At 71.9% G+C, this 19040-nt stretch carries 17 protein-coding genes and 2 pseudogenes; 8 read left to right on the forward strand and 11 right to left on the reverse strand.

Annotated features, from left to right (window positions below):
- Positions 1 to 43 precede the first annotated feature (43 nt).
- Positions 44 to 922, forward strand: coding sequence for a LysR family transcriptional regulator (locus BR70_RS0103685; RefSeq protein ID WP_027464977.1), 879 nt, complete (start codon positions 44 to 46; stop codon positions 920 to 922).
- Positions 923 to 1013: 91 nt separating this feature from the next.
- Here BR70_RS0103685 and BR70_RS22095 read toward each other — a convergent pair whose 3' ends face one another.
- The 6 genes from BR70_RS22095 to BR70_RS0103720 form a co-directional block, all read right to left on the reverse strand.
- Positions 1014 to 1766: a hypothetical protein gene (locus tag BR70_RS22095; RefSeq protein WP_155896759.1), complete on the reverse strand. Its 753-nt coding sequence runs from the start codon at positions 1764 to 1766 to the stop codon at positions 1014 to 1016.
- Positions 1756 to 2295, reverse strand: a complete 540-nt coding sequence (locus BR70_RS0103695; protein ID WP_081827229.1) for an RNA polymerase sigma factor — start codon at positions 2293 to 2295, stop codon at positions 1756 to 1758. Before BR70_RS0103695 ends, BR70_RS22095 begins: the two co-directional genes overlap by 11 nt.
- A gap of 136 nt (positions 2296 to 2431) precedes the next feature.
- Complete coding sequence (locus BR70_RS0103700) at positions 2432 to 2695, reverse strand: hypothetical protein (RefSeq protein WP_027464979.1); 264 nt, start codon at positions 2693 to 2695, stop codon at positions 2432 to 2434.
- Complete coding sequence (locus BR70_RS0103705) at positions 2692 to 3351, reverse strand: DUF308 domain-containing protein (protein ID WP_051596596.1); 660 nt, start codon at positions 3349 to 3351, stop codon at positions 2692 to 2694. Before BR70_RS0103705 ends, BR70_RS0103700 begins: the two co-directional genes overlap by 4 nt.
- A gap of 143 nt (positions 3352 to 3494) precedes the next feature.
- A complete protein-coding gene (locus BR70_RS19340; protein ID WP_155896760.1) occupies positions 3495 to 5468 on the reverse strand; it encodes a lectin-like domain-containing protein in 1974 nt (657 codons plus the stop codon).
- Between the two features lie 101 nt (positions 5469 to 5569).
- Positions 5570 to 7216 (reverse strand): glycoside hydrolase family 13 protein, encoded by a 1647-nt coding sequence (locus BR70_RS0103720; RefSeq protein WP_027464981.1) that lies wholly within the window; start codon positions 7214 to 7216, stop codon positions 5570 to 5572.
- Between the two features lie 106 nt (positions 7217 to 7322).
- On the opposite strand from BR70_RS0103720, the gene BR70_RS0103725 reads away from it, so the two are divergent.
- From BR70_RS0103725 to BR70_RS0103745, 5 genes are all read left to right on the forward strand, one after another.
- On the forward strand, positions 7323 to 7889 hold the full coding sequence (locus BR70_RS0103725; protein WP_027464982.1) for an NADPH-dependent FMN reductase: 567 nt from the start codon (positions 7323 to 7325) through the stop codon (positions 7887 to 7889).
- 174 nt (positions 7890 to 8063) lie between these two features.
- On the forward strand, positions 8064 to 8576 hold the full coding sequence (locus tag BR70_RS0103730) for a MarR family winged helix-turn-helix transcriptional regulator (protein ID WP_027464983.1): 513 nt from the start codon (positions 8064 to 8066) through the stop codon (positions 8574 to 8576).
- Positions 8577 to 8690: 114 nt separating this feature from the next.
- Entirely contained in the window at positions 8691 to 9197 is a 507-nt protein-coding gene (locus BR70_RS0103735) for a Dps family protein (protein ID WP_017886495.1), read from the forward strand.
- Between the two features lie 8 nt (positions 9198 to 9205).
- Positions 9206 to 10006: an SDR family NAD(P)-dependent oxidoreductase gene (locus tag BR70_RS0103740; protein WP_027464984.1), complete on the forward strand. Its 801-nt coding sequence runs from the start codon at positions 9206 to 9208 to the stop codon at positions 10004 to 10006.
- A gap of 31 nt (positions 10007 to 10037) precedes the next feature.
- Positions 10038 to 11231, forward strand: a complete 1194-nt coding sequence (locus tag BR70_RS0103745; RefSeq protein ID WP_027464985.1) for an NAD(P)/FAD-dependent oxidoreductase — start codon at positions 10038 to 10040, stop codon at positions 11229 to 11231.
- Positions 11232 to 11387: 156 nt separating this feature from the next.
- Here BR70_RS0103745 and BR70_RS19345 read toward each other — a convergent pair whose 3' ends face one another.
- The 4 genes and pseudogenes from BR70_RS19345 to BR70_RS0103765 form a co-directional block, all read right to left on the reverse strand.
- Complete coding sequence (locus BR70_RS19345) at positions 11388 to 12458, reverse strand: alpha/beta fold hydrolase (RefSeq protein WP_081827224.1); 1071 nt, start codon at positions 12456 to 12458, stop codon at positions 11388 to 11390.
- 70 nt (positions 12459 to 12528) lie between these two features.
- Positions 12529 to 13404: pseudogene (locus tag BR70_RS19350) on the reverse strand (SMP-30/gluconolactonase/LRE family protein).
- 151 nt (positions 13405 to 13555) lie between these two features.
- Complete coding sequence (locus BR70_RS0103760; RefSeq protein ID WP_027464986.1) at positions 13556 to 14389, reverse strand: DUF1206 domain-containing protein; 834 nt, start codon at positions 14387 to 14389, stop codon at positions 13556 to 13558.
- A 127-nt stretch (positions 14390 to 14516) separates the two neighbouring features.
- Entirely contained in the window at positions 14517 to 15683 is a 1167-nt protein-coding gene (locus BR70_RS0103765) for an RtcB family protein (RefSeq protein WP_027464987.1), read from the reverse strand.
- A gap of 502 nt (positions 15684 to 16185) precedes the next feature.
- Here BR70_RS0103765 and BR70_RS0103775 point away from each other — a divergent pair.
- Together BR70_RS0103775 and BR70_RS0103780 are read left to right on the forward strand one after the other, a co-directional pair.
- Positions 16186 to 18006: a glycoside hydrolase family 15 protein gene (locus BR70_RS0103775; RefSeq protein WP_027464988.1), complete on the forward strand. Its 1821-nt coding sequence runs from the start codon at positions 16186 to 16188 to the stop codon at positions 18004 to 18006.
- 46 nt (positions 18007 to 18052) lie between these two features.
- Positions 18053 to 18655, forward strand: a complete 603-nt coding sequence (locus tag BR70_RS0103780; RefSeq protein ID WP_027464989.1) for a DnaJ family domain-containing protein — start codon at positions 18053 to 18055, stop codon at positions 18653 to 18655.
- Between the two features lie 193 nt (positions 18656 to 18848).
- Here BR70_RS0103780 and BR70_RS23550 read toward each other — a convergent pair.
- Positions 18849 to 19040: pseudogene (locus BR70_RS23550) on the reverse strand (hypothetical protein); the annotation flags it as partial.

Genomic DNA, 19040 nt, shown 5'->3' on the forward strand with positions numbered 1-19040 from the left:
GATGCGCTTGATGTGCACGATCGATCTGATCGATACTCGGACGATGGAGACCCGACTGCTCGAACAGTTCGTCACCGTCGCCGCCGAGGGCAGTGTCACCCGCGCAGCCGAACGACTCTGGGCGGCGCAGTCCACGGTGTCCGCGGGCATCGCCTCGCTCGAGCGCAGCTTCGGGGTGCGGCTCTTCGACCGCACCGGCCGACAGCTCGTCCTGACCCCGGCCGGCGAGGACCTGCTCCCCCACGCCCGCGCGGTGCTCGAGTCCCTCGACCGGATGCGCGACCTGGCCACCGCCGACGACGCCGACCTGCGGGGGCGGGTGCGGCTCGGCATCTTCACGAGCATGGACATCGTCGACCTGACGGGCGTGCTGCAGCGGTTCCGACGGCAGCACCCGCTCGTCGCGGTGGAGCTCATGACCTCGCCGTCGGGGACGACCGGGCTCGTGCAGGACCTGGTCGCCGGGCGGCTCGACATCGCCTACACAGGCCTGCCCACCGTGCCCGCCGGCGTCGTCGTGGAGCCGTTGCGGGAGATGCCGTTCCGGGTGTTCACCGCGTCGGACCACCCGCTCGCCGGCCGGTCGTCGGTGTCGCTCGCCGAACTCGCGGATGAACCCTTCGTCGACACGGCGCACGGGTTCGGCAACCGGATCATCCTCGACGGGGCGCTCGAGCGGCTCGGCATCCGGCGGCGCATCGTCGCGGAGATGAACGACATGCCCGCCGTGATCCGGTTCGCCTCGGCCGGGCTCGGCGTCGGGGTCGTGCCGGACTCGGGGGTGCGGTACGACGGTGCGGTGCTCGACCTGGAGGACGAGGTCGAGCCGCTCCGCATCGGTCTGGCGGTCCGGACGTCCCCGGAGCCGAGCCGTGCGGTCCGGACGCTGGCGCGCGACATCGTGGCAGCGCGGGTCGGGTGACGCGGCGCCGGTGGGGTGACGCGGCGCCGGTGGGTGGACCCCACCGGCGGACTGGAGGCACGGGTCGGGTCCGTCACGTGCCTCCAGGCCGTCAGTCCCCCCAGATCTCCCCGACCACGGCGTCCAGCAGACCGTTCGTCGGGAAGTTCGCCTGCCGGATCACGATGAAGGTGTCGTCGCGCAGGAAGAAGGTGGAGACCTGGTCGACCGGGCCGGTCTGGGCCCGGACGGACGACTGGCACACCCGGCCGCCGTCACGGTCCTCGCACTGGAGCGGACTGGTCGCGAGCACGTCCGCGGCACCGGGTCCGGCCGTCCCGATGGTCATGGTCAGCCCGCTGACGTCCGCTCGAGGGTCGGCCCAGTTGCAGATGATCTCCGACTCCCCGTCCGCCCAGGTGACGTCTTCACCATCGCCGCCGGCCGTCCCGTCCTTCGCCTTCGAGATCTCGGTCAGCGGAATATCCCCGAAGAGCCGCGCGTAGTCCTCCGCCGGCACCATGTCGCGACAGGTCGCCGGGATCGTCGCCACGGTGGGGGTCGGGGTGGGCTTCGGGATCGGGGCGCCCGTGATCGGGGCGGAGCTCGGCGTGGTCGCGGACGGCGACGGCTCGGGCTGCTGGGTCTGGGTGGGAGCTGCGACCGGGTCGGCGTTCTGCTGCGACAGGGTCAGCGCGACGGCACCGGTCGCGGTGCCGAGTGCCAGCAGGGCGACGACGCCGACCACGACGCCCGAGCGACCACGACGTCGCTTCGGGCGGGGCGTGGCGCGTTCGAGGACGTTCTGCTTCATCGAGACGAGCATGCGCTGCAGCTCGTCTCCCTGGGGAGGTTCAGTGTTCATCGTGCATCACCGCCTTCTTGAGTCGACGTCGGTTGCGGGAGACCCGCTGGGTGACCGCGCCGACCGTGAGCCCGAGGAGCTCAGCGGCTTCGGCGTAGGAGTACCCCTCGAGGAGGCAGAGCTCGCAGATGCGGCGGTCGAGGTCGGGGAGCGCGGCGATCTCGGCACGGACCCAGCGCAGGGTCTCGCGGGCCTCGTCGTGGTCGGCGGGCGAGGCGAGGTGCTCGGGGAGTTCGTCCGCGCGACGACGGGCCTGCTTGCGGCCGGTGTTGAAGGCGTGGTTGCGGCAGACGACGAGCAGCCACGGCAGCACGGTGTCCGCCGGCAGCTCGAGGGTCGCCGCCCGCTGCCAGAGCGTGAGGAACGCGTCCTGCACGATCTCCTCGACGTCGGAGCGGTTGTCCACGAGTGCCCAGGCGTAGCGGGTGAGGGTGGCGGCGTACCGGTCGAACGCTCGTGCGAGCGCTCCGGTGTCCCCCTGTGCCATCGCACGGACGAGTCCTTCGTCCGTGTCGGTGCCGGTCGTCACGTCCACATCCCACCTCCTTCTCCCAGAGGTGTCGGCAGGACCCGCGATCCTGACAGGACCGTTCCTGATTCGTGACCTCGGGCGTGTCCGGCGTCAGGACGCGGTCGCCGCTGGGTCAGCCGTCAGCCGTCAGCCGTCAGTGGAAGTCGTCGCCGTCGCCCTCGCCCGGCGTCTTGTGCCCGCCGAGCATGTCGTTGTCGTCCTGCTCGCTCGACGAGGCGAGCTGCAGCATCGCGAGCACGACGACGACCACGATGAACGCGACGCCGAGGAAGATCACGGCCAGCTGCAGTTCCCGCGTCGAGAACAGCACGACGAGCCCGGTGAACACCGCGACGATCGCGGAGATCCCGAGGAGCTCGACCGGGCGCAGACGGTCACGACGGCTGGGGGTGGTCATGCGTGTGGTGCTCCGTCCGGGGCGACGGCCGGCGTGGCCGTGCCCCACTTGTGCGAGAGGCCGGCGATCACGTGGAAGACGGCCGTGATGGCGAGGTACGCGCCGAGCAGGCCGACGAGCACGATCGAGGCGTCGAGGGTGCCGGTGACCTGCTCCACGCCACCGAGCTGCTGGGAGTAGTCGGGCGGCGTGACGAGGAAGGCGACCGCGAGCAGCAGCGTGAGGCCGCCGATCGTGGTCCAGTCGCGAGCGAAGGGTGAGCGACGCCGGGCACGGAGCCCCTGCGACAGCTCGAGGGCCCCGGTCAGCACCGCGAACGCGACGATGACCGTGATGAAGGCCGGCAGCCCGAACCCGTTGCACGCGAACGCGGCGACCGCGGCGAGCAGGGTGATGACGGCCTGCAGCAGGGTCGTGCGACGCGAACGGCCGTCGAGGGGCAGTCGGGAGATCCCGGCGAACAGGAGCACGAGGCCCTCGACCAGGGCGAAGCCGCCGAACAGCACGAGACCGTAGCCCGCGGCGTGGTTGGTCGAGAAGGTGATGACCATCGCGACGACCGCTGCGGGGACCGCCCGGAGGATCGGGATCGGCCAGTACCGCGCGCGCTGGGTCGCGTCTTCCACGGTGGTGGCGTCGTCCACGGTGTCGGACACGAGACCTCTTTCGGGCATGCGGATCGTGGATCCGATCCTACCGCCGGTGGGGTGAACGCCCGACCGGGGGCGTCTCCACCCCCTGTGGACGTGCACACCCGCGCGCCGGGACGGCACCGCGTCCGGTGCCGTCCCGGCGGCGTTCAGGGCTGCTGCGGGTCGTCGGTCGGCGCGTTCCGGCGGGCACGACGTCGGGCGAGCCACCAGCACACGGAACCGACGGCGGCGGCCAGGGCGGCGAGCGCGGCGGCGAGGCCGACCCCTTCGGCACCGGTGTAGGCGAGAGCTCCCACGGGCGCGGCGGCGCCGTGGTCAGCTACCGGAGCACCCGCACGCCCGTCGTCAGCACCCGCCCCGGGGCCGTCGCCGTCGCCGGGGCCGCCGCCACCGGATCCGTCCCCGTCGTCCGGTGCCGGACCGGTCGTCGGCGCAGGGCTCGGCGCCGGTCCGTCGTCGTCCGGGTCGACGACGATCGCCACACCGGTGGACGGGTCGCCCCCGTCCGGGTCGGTCGGCGAGGTCGCGGTCGCCACGTTCACCACGTCGGATCCGTCCCCCCGGTAGCCCGGATCGAGCACGGCGCGGATCCGGAAGGCCCGGGTCTCCCCCACGTCGAGCGAGGCGTCGGATCGGCACGTCACGCGCTGCCCCTCGGCGGTGCACCCGTCGTCCGAACCGACGAAGCGCATGGCCTCGGGCAGCTCGTCGACGGCCCCGACGTGCTCCGCGACCGCCGGACCCCGGTTCCGTGCGGTCACGAGGTACTCGACCTCGTCTCCGGGTGCGACGGTCGACGGTGACACCGACTTGTCCGTCTCCACGTGCGCGACGGCCGCCGGTGCCGTCGCGGTCGTGCTCGCCCGCGAGACGTTGTCCGTCTCGTTCGTGTCGGACAACGACGCAGGCGTGGCGATCGTCGCGACGCTCTCCAGGCTCCCCTCGGTGCCCGTGGCGACCCGCCCCTCGATGGTCACCACGGCCGAACCGTCGCGGGGCAGGGACAGGTCGGTCGCCACGTCACCGCTCCCCGTCGCGGTCGCGCAGGCGGAGCCCGCCGCCGCGGTGCACGTCCAGGTGACGTCCTCGATGCCGTCCGGCACGTCGACGTGCAACGGGCTCGGATCGGCGGCGTTCGGACCGGGGTTCCGAGCCGTGACGTCGTAGCGGACGGGGTCGCCGGCCGTGACGGTCGCGGGCAGGTCGTGCTCGACCGACAGGTCCGCCGGCTTCCACACCTGCAGCGCGTCGACCTCGTGCTTGTCGACGTGGCTGCCGGTGGCCGCGGCGAACCCGAGGCGGAGCGTGCTCGGCAGCGGGGCCTGTCCGTCGCCGTGCAGCGGCACCGAGTCCAGCACCGTCCGCAGGGCCTCGCCGGCCTGGATCCGGACCGTCACGGCGAGGCCGCCGTCGGCCTCGGGCAGCAGGGTGACGCGGACCTTCCGCGGTGTGGCTCCGTCGGTCACCGTGCCGCCGGGGGCCGCGACGCCGGCGACGTACCGGTAGCCCTCGGTCCCGTCGCCCGAGCCGCGGACGACGACGTGGTCGGCCTGGGCACCGGGACCGGAGTCGTTGATGCGCGACGAGAAGTTGCCGTAGTGGTCGATCGCGACGGCGGCGAACCCACCGGGGACCCCGGGCAGGTCGCACGGGCGTCCACCGCCCTCGGTCACGGTGCTGCGGCAGGCGTACCCGAGGCCGGCGCCGTACGAGCCGACACCCTGTGGTGCGGCCCCGTCGGCCAGGTACAGCAGCAGGCCGTCGGCCCCGGGGTCGTCCTTCGCGGTGTACATGGCGTAGGTGAACTCGATCTCGAGCCCGGTGTCGGAGGGGAACGTGTCGTTCGTCGACCAGGCCCCGGCCTGGTTCCGGACGTCGTCGGTGAGTCGCAGGCGACCGTCGGACACCGCGGCGTCACCCTGCAGGGTGCCGCCGGACGCACTGGAGAACTCGTTGACGTAGGGGAAGTCGAGCGCAGCGGCGCTCGACCCGGACGGGAGCACGGCGGGCGCCGCGAGCACGCCGAGCGCGGTCAGCGCGGCGCCGACCGCAGCGAGGCGGCGGACGACCCGCGGCCGGAGTGGTCGTGGACCGGATGCTGGAGCAGTGGGATCTGTCATGCCCCGATGCTCGCGATCGGGAGGTCATCCCCGGGCGGTGGCGAGACGATCTGTGGAACGCCACCACGGGCCTCCGGGCTGTGGAGGAAGAACCTCTCCGCTCAGGCCAACCACACCGTCGTCTCGCCGGGCAGCACACCGGGCGAGACCTCGTCGAGCGGTCCCGACGCGACGACCACGGTGCCGGCGGGCAACGGCACCGGCTCCGTGCCGAAGTTCGTGAACGACCGCCAGCCGTCGTGCCGGGCGAACGCCACGACCTCGGAGCCGGACTCCAGCCACGTCAGCGCCTCCCCCTGCTGCAGCCGACGTCGTGCGGCCAGCGCCCGGCGGTACAGCGACAGGGTCGACCCGGGATCGCCGTCCTCGGCCTCGACCGAGGACTCCCCGAAGTCCTGCGGCTGCGGCAGGTGGGGTGCGACGTCCCCGAAGCCGAACGACGGCCCGGAGCGCGTCCACGGGATCGGCACGCGGCAGCCGTCCCGGCCCTTCACGGTGTGCCCGGTGCGGAGCCACTTCGGGTCCTGCAGCAGGTCGCGCGGGATCGCGGCGGCCTCGTGCAGCCCGAGCTCCTCGCCCTGGTAGACGTACGACGACCCCGGCAGCGCCAGCATCAGCAGCGTCGCCGCGCGTGCCCGACGGAGCCCCCGTGCACGGTCGAGCTCCGGCGTCGTGCCGTCCGTCATGAGCCAGGCGTCGGTGTCGGTGCCGTCCGGCAGGCCGTACCGGGTGGGGTGCCGCACGACGTCGTGGTTCGAGAGCACCCAGGTGCTCGAGGCACCCGAGTGCTCCGAGGCGGCCAGGTTCCGCTCGATGATCTGACGGAAGGCGTCCGGCTCGAACGGGGCCTCGAGCAGGTCGAAGTTGAAGGCCTGCCCGAGCTCCGTCGGCCGGGCGTACAGGACACGGCGGGGTGCAGGGGCCCAGGCCTCGGCGACCGCGGCACGGGGCGGCTCGTACTCGTCGAGCACGCGACGCCAGGTGGCGAAGATCTCGTGCACCTCGTCGCGGTCGTACAGCGGGTCGGAGCCGTCGAGCGGCAGGTCCTGCTCGTTCGACGGCCGGTACGGGGTCGACAGGTCCTTCGCCAGACCGTGCGCGACGTCCACGCGGAACCCGTCGACACCGCGGTCGGACCAGAAGCGCAGCGTGTCCTCGAAGTCGGCGCGGACCTCGGGGTTCGACCAGTCCAGGTCCGGCTGCTCGGGGGCGAACAGGTGCAGGTACCACTGCCCGTCCGGAACCCGGGTCCACGCACTGCCGCCGAAGTTCGACACCCAGTCGCTCGGCGGCAGTTCCCCGGAGTCGCCGGACCCCTCGCGGAACACGTACCGCGCACGCTCGGCCGACCCCGGCGAGGACGCCAGTGCGGCCCGGAACCACTCGTGCTGGTCCGAGGTGTGGTTCGGCACGATGTCGACGATGACCTTCAGGTCGTGCTCGTGGGCGGCCCGGACCAGGGCGTCGAGGTCGTCGAGGGACCCGAGCTTCGGGTCGACGGCACGGTAATCAGCGACGTCGTAGCCCCCGTCGGCGAGCGGCGACGGGAAGAACGGTGAGAGCCACAGCGCGTCGACACCGAGCGACGCCAGGTACGGCACCCGGCTGGTGATGCCCGCGACGTCACCGAGCCCGTCGCCGTCGGTGTCGGCGAAGCTGCGTGGGTAGACCTGGTAGACGACGGCATCGCGCCACCAGGTCGGGTCGGTGGTTCGTGGCGTGCTGGCCGGGGTCCGAAGCGTGGTCACGTCGCCACCGTACCCAGGGGGCTGGGAATAGCGCCCCGTACGATCGCATTGGTTGTCGCTGACACCTTTCCGTCCAGCAACAGCATCCCGCAACAGAAGGAGCTCCATGACGAACGTCCTCGTCCTCGTCGGCAGCCTGCGCGCCGACTCCATCAACCGCAAGCTCGCCGAGGCCGCCGCGCACCACGCGCCGGAGGGCATCGAGCTGCACACCTTCGACGGCATCGTCGACCTGCCGTTCTACAACGAGGACATCGACGGCGACACCCCGCCCGCCGCTGCCGTCGCCTTCCGCGACGCCGTCGCCACCGCGGACGCCGTCCTGCTGATCACCCCCGAGTACAACGGCACCATCCCCGCCGTCCTGAAGAACGCGCTCGACTGGGGTTCGCGTCCGTTCGGCGCCTCGCCGCTGTCCGGCAAGCCCCTCGCCGTGATCGGCTCGGCGTTCGGCCAGTACGGCGGCGTCTGGGCGCACGACGACGCCCGCAAGGCCGCCGGCATCGCCGGCGCGAAGGTCCTGGAGGACGTCAAGGTCGCCATCCCGCAGTCGGTCGTCCGCTTCGCGGAGACCCACCCGCGTGAGGACGCCGAGGTCACGACGCTCGTGCAGGGAGCGCTCACCGCGCTCGCCGAGGCCGCAGCCGGCACGGACGAGCAGGCAGCCGCGTAACGCGACGAACCACCGGACAGGAGGCCCGTGGCGACCCCGCCACGGGCCTCCTGTCCGTCCGGTGCGGACGCAACGGTCGTTGCGAACGCATCGGACGGTGCGGACGCACCGGTCGTGGCGGAACCCGGGAGTCCGCTAGACGACCGAGATACGAGACGGGTTACCCTGAACGCCATGTCGACGCAGGAGATCACCGAGGCGTCCGGGTACTGGTTCCCGGACGACGACGCGACCCAACGCGGGGTCGCCGTGCTCAACGCCCTGCGCCGGTACCGATCCGCCGAGACGGCCATGCGCCGCCGGACCCGCGACTCGATGGGCATGGGCGAGACCGACCTGCTCGCCGTGCGCTTCCTGCTGCAGGCGCAGCGCTCCGGCACCGCCGTGAGCCCGAAGGACCTCGCCGCGTACCTCAAGATCTCGTCGGCCTCGACGACGATCCTCATCGACCGCCTGGTCAAGTCGAACCACGTGCGCCGAGACCCGCACCCCACCGACCGACGGGCGCTCGTCATCACGCCGACGACCGAGACCGACGACGAGGTCCGCGCCACGCTCGGCGTGATGCACCGCCGGATGATGTCGATCGCCGAGGGACTCCCCGCGTCCGAGGCGCGGATCGTCGCCGGCTTCCTGGAGCAGATGCGCGAAGCCGTCGACCAGGTGGACCCCGCGCCGTCGCACTGAGCGGCACCGCGCCGGACACCCCCCGGGGGACGCTGCCTCCGAGCGCACTGAGAGCGTGCACTGGGGCACCGCGTAGACCGGAACGGTCACACCGACGCGAAAGGAGCCACAACCATGCACGCTTCGGACAAGATGGCCAAGAACCTCCAGGCGGTCCTCGTGGACCTCATCGACCTGCACCTGCAGGGCAAGCAGGCCCACTGGAACATCCTCGGCACCAACTTCCGCGACCTGCACCTGCAGCTCGACGAGATCGTCGACGCGGCTCGTGAGTTCGCCGACGACACCGCCGAGCGCATGCGCGCGCTGTACCTCGTACCGGACGGCCGCTCGGCGACCGTCTCCGCGGGCAGCCACCTCGACGCGTTCCCCTCGGGCGAGATCACCACGCACGACGCCATCGACCAGGTCACGCTCCGGCTGTACCAGGCGACCGGCACCATGCGCGACGTCCACGACGAGGTCGACGAGGAAGACCCGACGACCGCGGACCTGCTCCACGGCTTCATCGAGCGCCTCGAGCAGCTCGCGTGGATGGTCTCCGCCGAGAACCGCGCGCCCAGCACCCCGCTGGCCTCCGCCACCACGCCCGCCGTCGCCGACGCGTCGGCGCACGCGTAGGGGCCCGGGTGGACCTCGGTATCCAGGGCAAGACCGCACTCGTCTTCGGCGGCGACTCCGGCATCGGCTGGAACACGGCGCGCATCCTCCTGGCAGAGGGTGCGACCGTGGTCGTCACCGACATCGACCAGAGCCGTCTGGACACCAGTGCGGACCAGCTCGAGGCACCGCTCGGCAAGCTGCACGCCTTCGCCGCCGACGTCCGGAGCGCCGAGAGCCTCGCCGCCCTGCACGACAAGGTGCGCGAGGCCGTCGGCGAGATCGACATCCTGGTGCAGTCCTCGGGGGTCACCGGCGCCCAGGGCATGTTCCACGAGATCGACGAGGCCGGCTGGGCGGAGACGATCGACATCGACCTGATGGGGCCGGTGCGGATCACCCGCGAGTTCATCGGCGACCTGCGCCAGGGCGGCTGGGGACGCATCGTCTACCTGGTGTCCGAGGACGCCTCGCAGCCGTACGACGACGAGCTGCCCTACTGCGCCGCCAAGGCCGGGGTGCTCTCGTTCGCGAAGGGCCTGTCGCGCTCCTACGCCTCCGAGGGCCTGCTGGTGAACACGGTCTCCCCCGCGTTCATCCACACGCCGATGACCGACGCGATGATGGACAAGCGGGCCAAGCAGCGCGGTACCTCGTTCGACGAGGCCATCGGCAGCTTCCTCGAAGAAGAGCGGCCGTACATGGAGCTCAAGCGCCGCGGCGAGCCGGAAGAGGTCGCGAACGTCGTGGCCTTCCTGTGCTCCGAGCTGGCCAGCTTCGTGAACGGCGCCAACTACCGGGTCGACTCCGGCTCGGTCGCCACGATCTGATCGTGGCGCCACAGCACCGCCAGGAGGCGTCATGACCGACTTCCGCTACCTCATCGTCGGCGGCGGGATGGTCGCCGACGCCGCTGCCCGCGGCATCCGTGAGCTCGACACCGACGGGTCGATCGGGATCCTCAGCGAGGACGTCGACCGGCCCTACGCACGGCCCGCGCTGTCGAAGAAGCTCTGGACCGACCCGGACTTCAGCTGGGACGACAAGGTCGACCTGCACACCGAGGAGACCGGGGCGCAGTTCGTCCTGGGCACCACGGTGACGGCGATCGACCGTGCCGCGAAGACCGTCACGACGGCCGACGGCGCGACCCACGGGTACGAGCGGCTCCTGCTCGCGACCGGAGGGAAGCCGCGCGGGCTGCCGGGGCTGTCACCGTCGGCGCGCGTGCTCGACTACCGCAGCGCGTCGGACTACCGCCGGCTGCGCGAACTCGCGGATGCCGGAGCACACGTCGCCGTCGTCGGCGGCGGGTACATCGGCCAGGAGATCACGGCGGGCATCGTGCAGAACGGTGCGCGCGTCACGCTGGTCGACCCGGACGAGGTCGTCGGCGGACGGATGTTCCCCGAGGACCTGGCACGGGCGTTCCAGCAGCGCTTCGTCGACCACGGTGTGGAGCTCCGCACCGGCCGCCGGGTGTCCGAGGGCACCGAGACGGCGGACGGCGTGCGGCTGACGCTCGACGACGGCTCCGTGGTCGAGGCCGACGCGGTCGTCGCCGGACTCGGCATCGAACCCGCGACGCAGCTCGCCGCCGACGCCGGACTCACCGTCCGCGACGGCATCGTGGTGACCTCGACACTGCTCACCGACGACGACTCCGTGTTCGCCGCCGGTGACGTCGCCGAGTACCCGGACCGCATCCTCGGCACCCGCCGGGTGGAGCACGTCGACAACGCCCAGCAGCAGGGTCGGCAGGCCGGCCGCAACCTGGCCGACGCCGACGAGACCTACGACCACACGCCGATGTTCTACTCCGACGTCTTCGACATGGGGTACGAGGCGGTGGGACTGGTCAGTTCGAAGCTCCGCACGGTCGAGGACTGGCAGGACCCCACCGTGACCGGCGTCGTCTACTACCTGGACGACGCCGACACGGTCCGGGGCGTGCTGCTCTGGAACGTGTGGGACAAGACCGACGAGGCCCGCAAGGTCCTCGCCGAGGCGAACGCGCTGACGCCCGACATGCTGCCGGGCCGCATCACGCCCTGACCGCGCGCCCGTCGCGTTGATCGCGACGGCCTGGAGGCCCGGTGCCGGTCCGACGGACCGGCACCGGGCCTCCAGGCGGTCGCCCGCAGATCGCGACGCGCGCTGGTGCGACGGCGCTCGCTGGTTCGACGGTGCTGGCTACTTCGATCGTGCTCGCTACTTCGACTCCGGCGCGACTTCGTCGACGACCGCCCGGCGATCGGCCGGGTCGACCGGCAGGTCGTCGCCGTCCGCCATCGCGACGGCGTGCGCGGACTTGGCCGCCTCGAGCGTCTCGTCGTCGTTCCGGGCCATCCCGAACAGCTCGATGAAGCGCGACTTGACCAGCAACCAGGCGTCCCCCGGGCTGAGCCGCGCCAGGTCCGACGACGTCGAGTGGTCGCGCACCCGCTGCAGCGACGACACGCCCCGGTCGGGGATCCGGTGGTCGACGTGCGCCACCGCGAGCCGCGCGACCGCGTCGGCCTGTGCGTGCATGACCGAGTGTGCGCCGTCGACGACCTCGCGGAGGACCGCGTACGGGAACACCCGCGCCAGCCGGCGGACCCAGTCCCGCGGCACCATCGCGTCGTGCTCACCGCGGACGATCAGGGTGCGGGCCTGCACGTGGGCGGCGCGCTCCTCGATCGGGAACGCGATCATCCGTGGCAGGACCTTCCGGAACCAGTGCCATCCGCACAGCGCGTACGCCGTGATGCCGTGCCACCGGACCGCGGCGGGCTCGTGCAGCGTCGACCGCAGGAACCGGAACGCCGACTGCCGCACCGTGCGCGCCGACGAGTCGACCACCGGGCTGATGAGCACGAGGTCGGAGATCCCCGGACGGCGGGCGGCGACCTCGGTGACGACCTGCGTGCCCATCGAGTGCCCGACCAGGACCGGGTCCTGGAGCCCGAGGTCGTCGATGACCCGCTCGACCGCGTCGGCGTAGCGCTCGATCGAGACCTTCCCGCGGAACCGCGGGACGCCGGCGAACCCCGGCAGGTCCAGCGCGTGCACCGGACCGTTCTCGTTGAGGTGCGGGGCGAGCCGCTCGTAGTAGGTCGACGCGATGCCCAGGCCCGCGACCAGCACGAAGGCCCGCCCGCCGGGCTCACCGATCGAGCTCACCCGGACGTAGGTGCCGTCGACCGCGACCCGGTCCACCTGCACCGTGACGTCGGCGTCCTCGGCCTGGGCGAGCTCGCCGGCCGGGTCCGGCCGGGCTGCCTGGCGTTCGTCGTCCACGTGGGTCTCCTCCGGTCGGGCGGTCGCCCAGGATACCCGGCCGCCGTCCGCGCGGGCGGCGACGACGCGCTCAGCCGCTGAAGGTGTTCGCGGGGAACCCGTGCACCGTCGTCGGCACCGCGAAGACCGCACCGGACCGCGGCGCCTGCTCAAGGTCCTGCTCGGTGAGGTTCTCGCGGGCCGTCCCGACGAAGAGCGTCGACATGTCCGGACCGCCGAACGCCACCGACGTCGGGTTGGCGACGGGGAGCTCCACCGTCTCCAGGTGCGAGCCGTCGGGCCCGTAGCGCTCGACGCGGGATCCGCCGTAGATCGCACTCCAGAAGCAACCCTCGTCGTCGCGGACCAGGCCGTCGTGCGCCTGACCGACGATGAACGGCTCGAGTTCGCCGAGCTCGCCGTCCGGGCCGTACGACCCGCGGAAGACCGTCGAGGCACTGGTGTCGGTGACGTACATCGTGCTGCCGTCCTCCGACCACTCCATGCCGTTCGTCACGCCGAAGCCGCCGCGGAGCACCCGGGTCGTGCCGTCGGCCTCGATCGAGTAGAGCGCCGCATCGGGTTCGCCGGTCGTCACGTTCATGCTGCCGACCAGGAACCGGCCGAACGGGTCTCACTTGCCCTCGTTGAACCGGTTGCCCGAGGTGCTGTGGGTGACGCGGGCGATCTCGCGCTCCACGGCACCCTGCTCGTCCGTCACCACGACGGTGTCCCCGAGGGCCGCGACGAAGCCGCCGGAGGCCCGGGGCTGGAAGCTCGCCAGCGGGGGCGGCAGCGGCACGCTCGACCGCACCGTGCCGTCGGCCTCGGCGGTGTTGAGGGTGCCGAGGGTGATGTCGGCCCACCGGAGCAGCTGTGCGGAGGGGTCCCAGACGATGCTCTCGGCGAGGACCGCTCGGGCGTCGGCGAAGACGGTCGCGGGGCCGGTGGTGACGTTGGTGCTCATCGACCCCGTTTACCGCGGGGGCGGTCCGTGCTCGCTCAGGCGGCGCGGCTGCGAGTTCACGGGCTCAGCGACACCTCACGCCCGCTTCGGCCCGTGAGGTGTCGCGCAGCGCGAAGGTCCGCGCCGGTCCGGTCGTCCGTGCACCCGCGGGTCAGAGGCGGGCGAACCGCGCGCGGAAGAAGCTGTAGACGCCGAAGGCCAGGAACCCGATGCCGATCGCGACGAGGACGAACACCCCACCGGGCATGCTCCGCACGGCGTCGAACGCGGCGTCGAGGCCGGTGGCCTGGTCGGGGTCGCTCTGCAGGCCGGCGACGGCGATGAGCACGCCCACGATGACCACGGCGATCCCCTTGCCGACGTACCCGACGACGCCGAGCACGGTGACCACACGGTCGAGCTGACCCGACGGTCGCGTGATCTGCTTGCGGAACGACCGGCGGCAGCCGATCACCACGAGGCCGATGCCGACCGCGACCGCGATCGCCCCGGCGAGGAGCAGCACGAACACCCCTCCGGGCGTCGCCAGGGTCTTCGCCGCGGCACTCTGCGACGAGCTGCTCGAGCTCGACCCGGCACCGAGCGCGTACGAGGCCGCCGAGTACGCGATCACGCCGTAGACCACGGCCTTCGCGACGTCCTTCAGCCGGGCGAGCCACCCCCGGGTGGTGTCGGAACGGCCGCCGACGATCGCCTCGACGATCAGGCGCACGGTGAGTGCGGCCGTGCCGACGGCGATCAGCCAGAGCAGGAACACCCCGCCGGGGACCGCGGCGATCTGCTGCAGCGCACCGGACTGGTCCGTCTCGCCGCCGGAGGACGCGTTGCCGATCCCGAGCAGGATCGCCAGGTACCCGATCAGCAGGTGGACGATGCCGCTGCCGACGAACCCGGCGCGCGCCGTGACCTCGAACCAGCGGCTGTCGGCTGCTCGCCGGACCTGTCGTCCGGTTTCCTTCGCTGCGTGCTCCGCCGTGTCGCTCATCACGCCCCAGCGTGCCCGACGCGTGCCGTCCTGTCCGGGGCGCGCCGGGCCGTGCGGTCCGCCACGTGGCGGACGGGAGGCCCGTGGCGGTGCCGCCACGGGCCTCCCGTCCGTCGGTGGGCGCGTCTCAGTCGCCCTTCACGTTGACGACCTGCCGCAGGGTGTGCCGGATCGACACGAGGTCCTCGGCGTCCGCCATGACCTGGTCGATCGGCTTGTACGCCGCCGGGATCTCGTCGAGGAACGCGTCGGTGTCGCGGTACTCGATGCCGGCCATCGCCTCGCGCAGCTGCTCGTGGGTGAAGGTCCGCCGAGCCGCGCTCCGCGAGAACAGCCGGCCGGCACCGTGCGGGGACGACTCGAGCGAGGGCTTGTTGCCGAGTCCCTCGACCACGTACGACGCGGTGCCCATCGAACCGGGGATCAGGCCGGGCTGACCGGCCTTCGCCTGGATCGCACCCTTGCGCGACACCCACACGGACTTGCCCCAGTGCGTCTCACGCTGCGTGAAGTTGTGGTGGCAGTTGATCCGCTCGCGCTCGTCGACGGGCGTGCCGACGGCCTCGGACAGCTGCCGGACGACGCGGTCCATCATCTCCTCGCGGTTGAGCAGCGCGAAGTGCTGGGCCCACCGGAGCTCGGCGATGTACCGGTCGAACTCCGGCGTGCCCTCGACCAGGTACGCCAGGTCGGGGTCCGCCAGCTGGATCCACCACCGCTCCATCGCCTTCTTGGCGACCTTGATGTGCCGCTGCGCGATCTTGTTGCCGACGCCACGCGACCCGGAGTGCAGGAAGAGCCAGACCCGGTCCTGCTCGTCGAGGGAGACCTCGATGAAGTGGTTGCCGGACCCGAGGGTGCCGAGCTGGTTCCGCCACGCGCCGTGCACGCCGTCCGGGTCGAACCCGGCGGTCTCGGCCATCGCCTCGAGCTCGGCGATCCGGGGTGCGGCGGTCGCCACGATCTTCCGGTTCGACGCACCGGCCGACAGCGGGATCGCGCGCTCGATCTGCTCGCGCAGCCCCTGCAGGTCGGCGGGCAGGTCGGTGGCGGTGAACTGCGTGCGGACCGCGATCATGCCGCAGCCGATGTCCACGCCGACGGCCGCCGGCATGATCGCGCCGAGGGTCGGGATGACGGACCCGACGGTGGCCCCGAGGCCGAGGTGTGCGTCGGGCATGAGGGCCAGGTGCGGGAACACGAACGGCATGCGCGCGGTCGTGCGGGCCTGCTGCTCGGTGTTGTCCTCGAGCATCGAGGCCCAGCTGAGCAATCGGTCGTTGATCTTCTTCATGGAGTCGTCTCGCTTTCGTGACGGTCGAGGTGACGGTCCGAGACGGTCGTACGCCGGGCCGCCTGGTCGTCGCCGGACGTGGCGGACGGGAGGAAGCGGTGCTGACGAACGCCCCGGGCCGGGTGGGCACGAGGCGTCGTGGGACGTCGCGTGCCTACGCGGGATAGCGGAGGGACCACTGCTGCTCGGGCAGCACGGCGGCCGCGGCGAGCTGGAGCTCGACGCGTTCCTCGTTGTGCTGCACGGCGCGCATGCGCGGTCCTTCCGGTGTGCCCGGGGCGGGCGGTCTGCCGATCGGCAGGAGCACGACGCTAGTGCGACACGCCCGGGATGCGCAAGTCACGTGGGCGTGTCGGCTGTGCTCTGGCGCTTCCCCGGCGTGCTCCGGGGGTGCTCCGGCGGTTCTCCGGCGGTTCTCCACAGGCTGGAGGCCCGGCGTGCGTTCTCCACGAGGGGTACGTCCGCCTGATGGTCGCCACCGGGGCCGGGGCAGGCTGGACGCATGACCGAGCGCACGCGAGACACCCCCGACGCGACCGAGAACGAGGAACGGACGAACGGGTACGTCCCGCTCCGTTCGTACGGTGCGATCGGCGACGGGCGGACGGTCGCCCTCATCGCGCTCGACGGCCGGATCGACTGGCTGCCGATCCCGTCGATGGACTCACCGCCCGTGTTCGCGAGCATCGTCGACGCCGAGCACGGCGGACACGTCGCCCTGCGGCCGGTGGACGACCAGGCGCAGGTGTCCCGCGCCTACCTGCCGGGCACGAACGTGCTTCTGACGACCTGGACGACCCCGTCCGGCTCCGCCACCGTGACCGACGCCATGGTCACCGGAGTGGCCGGACGCCTGCCGTGGGCCGAGATCGGCCGCTGCGTGCAGGGGGTCGACGGTTCGGTCGAGATGGAGTGGGCGGTCGTGCCCGGCACGATCCTGAACACCGCGGAACCGCGCCGACTCGACACCGCGAACGGCACGGTGATCGGCGTCGACGGCGTGACCATCGCGATCGTCGAGCAGGGCTTCGAACCGGTGCACGACGACGGCCCCCGGTTCTCGGGGCGGTTCACGACGACCGAGGGCTCGAAGTCGATCCTGACCATCGTCGGCACGTACGACGAGCCGATCTTCCTGCCCGAACCGGAGCGCACGCTCGAGGGGGTCGACCGCACGATCGAGAACTGGTCGACCTGGTCGAAGGAGTTCAGCTACGACGGCCCCTGGTCGGACGCCGTCCAGCGCAGCGCCCTCGCCCTGAAGCTCCTGATCTTCGCCCCCACCGGCGCCATCGCTGCGGCCCCGACGACGAGCCTGCCCGAGGACCGCACCGGCGGGAAGAACTGGGACTACCGGTTCGCCTGGGTGCGCGACCTGGCGTACACGGTGCACGCACTCACCCGCTTCGGCCTGCGCGAGGAGACGCACGCCGCCGTGTCGTGGGTGATGCGCACGATCGCCGAGCACGACGAGACGATGCCGATCTTCTACGGACTCGACGGGTCGAAGAGCGACACCGTCGAGGAGCGCGACGTCCCGGGCTGGAACGGCATCGGACCGGTCACGATCGGCAACCGCGCCGGTGACCAGCTGCAGCTCGGGGTCTGGGGCGACGTGTTCGAGATCATGCGCCAGTACGTCCGAGCCGGCAACGTGCTCGACCGCAAGACGGCCTCGGTGCTGCAGGACCTGGCCGACGACGCCTGCCACCGCTGGGTGGAGCCGGACTCGGGCATGTGGGAGCTGCAGGAGGCGCAGCACTACACGACGAGCAAGATCGGCTGCTGGCAGGCGCTCGACGCCGCGGTCGAGCTGCACGACGCGGGGATGATCGACGGCCCGCGCGAGAAGTGGATCGAGAACCGCGAGCTCATCGAGGACTGGGTCGCCGAGAACGGGTGGAACGAGGAGCTCGGCCACTACGTCATGTACCCGGGCACCGACGCGCTCGACTGCTCGATCCTGCTGCACGCGATGTCGGCGTTCGACCGTGGACCGCGCATGGAGTCCACGATCCGCGCCATCGAGGAGCAGCTGCAGCACGGGCCGCTGGTGTACCGGTACTCCGGCATCCAGGACGAGGAGTCCCCCTTCGTGGCGTGCTCGTTCTGGCTCGCCGCCGCGCTCGCGTGCGTCGGACGCGTCGACGACGCGAAGCAGCTGATGGACGACATGGTCGCGCAGGCGAACGACGTCGGACTGTTCAGCGAGATGCTCAGCGCCGTGGACGGGGACTTCATGGGCAACATCCCGCAGGGGCTGTCGCACCTGGCGCTCATCCAGGCTGCGCTCACCATCGAAGAAGTCTCAGAGAAGTCCTGACCGGGCTGGACGGCCCCTCGGGGGCGCGGGGCATCATGGCCTGACGATGAACGACGTCGATGCACGGATGGACCGGCTCCGCAGGGCCGCCCGCTACCGCTACCAGCAGCTCGTCGACCAGGAGATCGAGCGGGGGTCGCTCGACCCCGACGAGGTGCGCTCGGAACGCGAGGAACGTCGGCTGCTCAAGGCCGCCGACGTCGCCGCGCACGCCCGGGCCCAGATCGCGGAGGCCGAGCGGCGCGGGGTCTTCGAGGGCAACCCGTACCACGGCAAGCCGCTGCCGGGCCTTGACGGGCAGCACGACCCGGACTGGTGGATCAAGTCGAAGATCGAGCGTGAGGACATCCGGGGCATCGCGCCGCCGGCCCTGGCGCTGCGGACCGAGGACGCCGAACTCGACGACGCCCTCGACGCCCTGTCGCTCGAGACCGACGTGCGCGACGTCCTCGTGGACTTCAACGCGCGGGTGAAGGAGGCCCGGCGGCAGCTGCTCGGCGGGCCGCCGGTGGTGACGCCGATGCGGGACGTCGAGGCCGAGGTGCTCGCCTGGCGGGAACGCCGCGAGGTGCGCATGGCTTCGGCCGCGCGGGCAGCGGAGCAGGCGCGGCTCGAGGCGAAGCCGCGGCGGTGGTGGCGACGGCGCTGAGGGGTGCGGTGCGGGGGCGAGATTTCGCGCTGAGCGACAGTTCTCGCGAACCCGAGCGCGTGAGGTGTCGCCCAGCCCGTGACGACGGCGGCCGCCCGCCGGCCCGTCGTGCGCCGAGACGGACGGCGCGCAACGCAAGTCGGCCCGGACCGCGCTGCTGCGTGGTCCGGGCCGACTTTGGTGGTGCGGGGTGTTACTTGATCTGGGCGGTGATGGTGGCGGTGCCGACGAGCAGGCCGCGCTTGACGGCGTCGGTGCCGAAGGTCTTGTTCAGCAGGCCGGCGGCGTCCTCGGAGATGTGGACGGTGGTGCCGGTGAGGATGGCGTTGTCGCCCTCGAGCTGGAGGGGCTTGAGGGAGCCGCCGTGCAGCTCGAACAGGAACGC

Source organism: Curtobacterium sp. UNCCL17 (assembly GCF_000686685.1).
Classification (GTDB): domain Bacteria; phylum Actinomycetota; class Actinomycetes; order Actinomycetales; family Microbacteriaceae; genus Curtobacterium; species Curtobacterium flaccumfaciens.

What these genes read in the sequence shown, in the direction of transcription:
- BR70_RS0103725 (WP_027464982.1), top strand. Translation starts at nt 7,323, where the DNA reads ATGACGAACGTCCTCGTCCTCGTCGGCAGCCTGCGCGCCGACTCCATC.
- BR70_RS22095 (WP_155896759.1), bottom strand. Translation starts at nt 1,766, where the DNA reads ATGAACACTGAACCTCCCCAGGGAGACGAGCTGCAGCGCATGCTCGTC.
- BR70_RS0103685 (WP_027464977.1), top strand. Translation starts at nt 44, where the DNA reads ATGGAGACCCGACTGCTCGAACAGTTCGTCACCGTCGCCGCCGAGGGC.
- BR70_RS0103745 (WP_027464985.1), top strand. Translation starts at nt 10,038, where the DNA reads ATGACCGACTTCCGCTACCTCATCGTCGGCGGCGGGATGGTCGCCGAC.
- BR70_RS0103775 (WP_027464988.1), top strand. Translation starts at nt 16,186, where the DNA reads ATGACCGAGCGCACGCGAGACACCCCCGACGCGACCGAGAACGAGGAA.
- BR70_RS0103760 (WP_027464986.1), bottom strand. Translation starts at nt 14,389, where the DNA reads ATGAGCGACACGGCGGAGCACGCAGCGAAGGAAACCGGACGACAGGTC.
- BR70_RS0103765 (WP_027464987.1), bottom strand. Translation starts at nt 15,683, where the DNA reads ATGAAGAAGATCAACGACCGATTGCTCAGCTGGGCCTCGATGCTCGAG.
- BR70_RS0103735 (WP_017886495.1), top strand. Translation starts at nt 8,691, where the DNA reads ATGCACGCTTCGGACAAGATGGCCAAGAACCTCCAGGCGGTCCTCGTG.
- BR70_RS0103730 (WP_027464983.1), top strand. Translation starts at nt 8,064, where the DNA reads ATGTCGACGCAGGAGATCACCGAGGCGTCCGGGTACTGGTTCCCGGAC.
- BR70_RS0103780 (WP_027464989.1), top strand. Translation starts at nt 18,053, where the DNA reads ATGAACGACGTCGATGCACGGATGGACCGGCTCCGCAGGGCCGCCCGC.
- BR70_RS0103700 (WP_027464979.1), bottom strand. Translation starts at nt 2,695, where the DNA reads ATGACCACCCCCAGCCGTCGTGACCGTCTGCGCCCGGTCGAGCTCCTC.
- BR70_RS19340 (WP_155896760.1), bottom strand. Translation starts at nt 5,468, where the DNA reads ATGACAGATCCCACTGCTCCAGCATCCGGTCCACGACCACTCCGGCCG.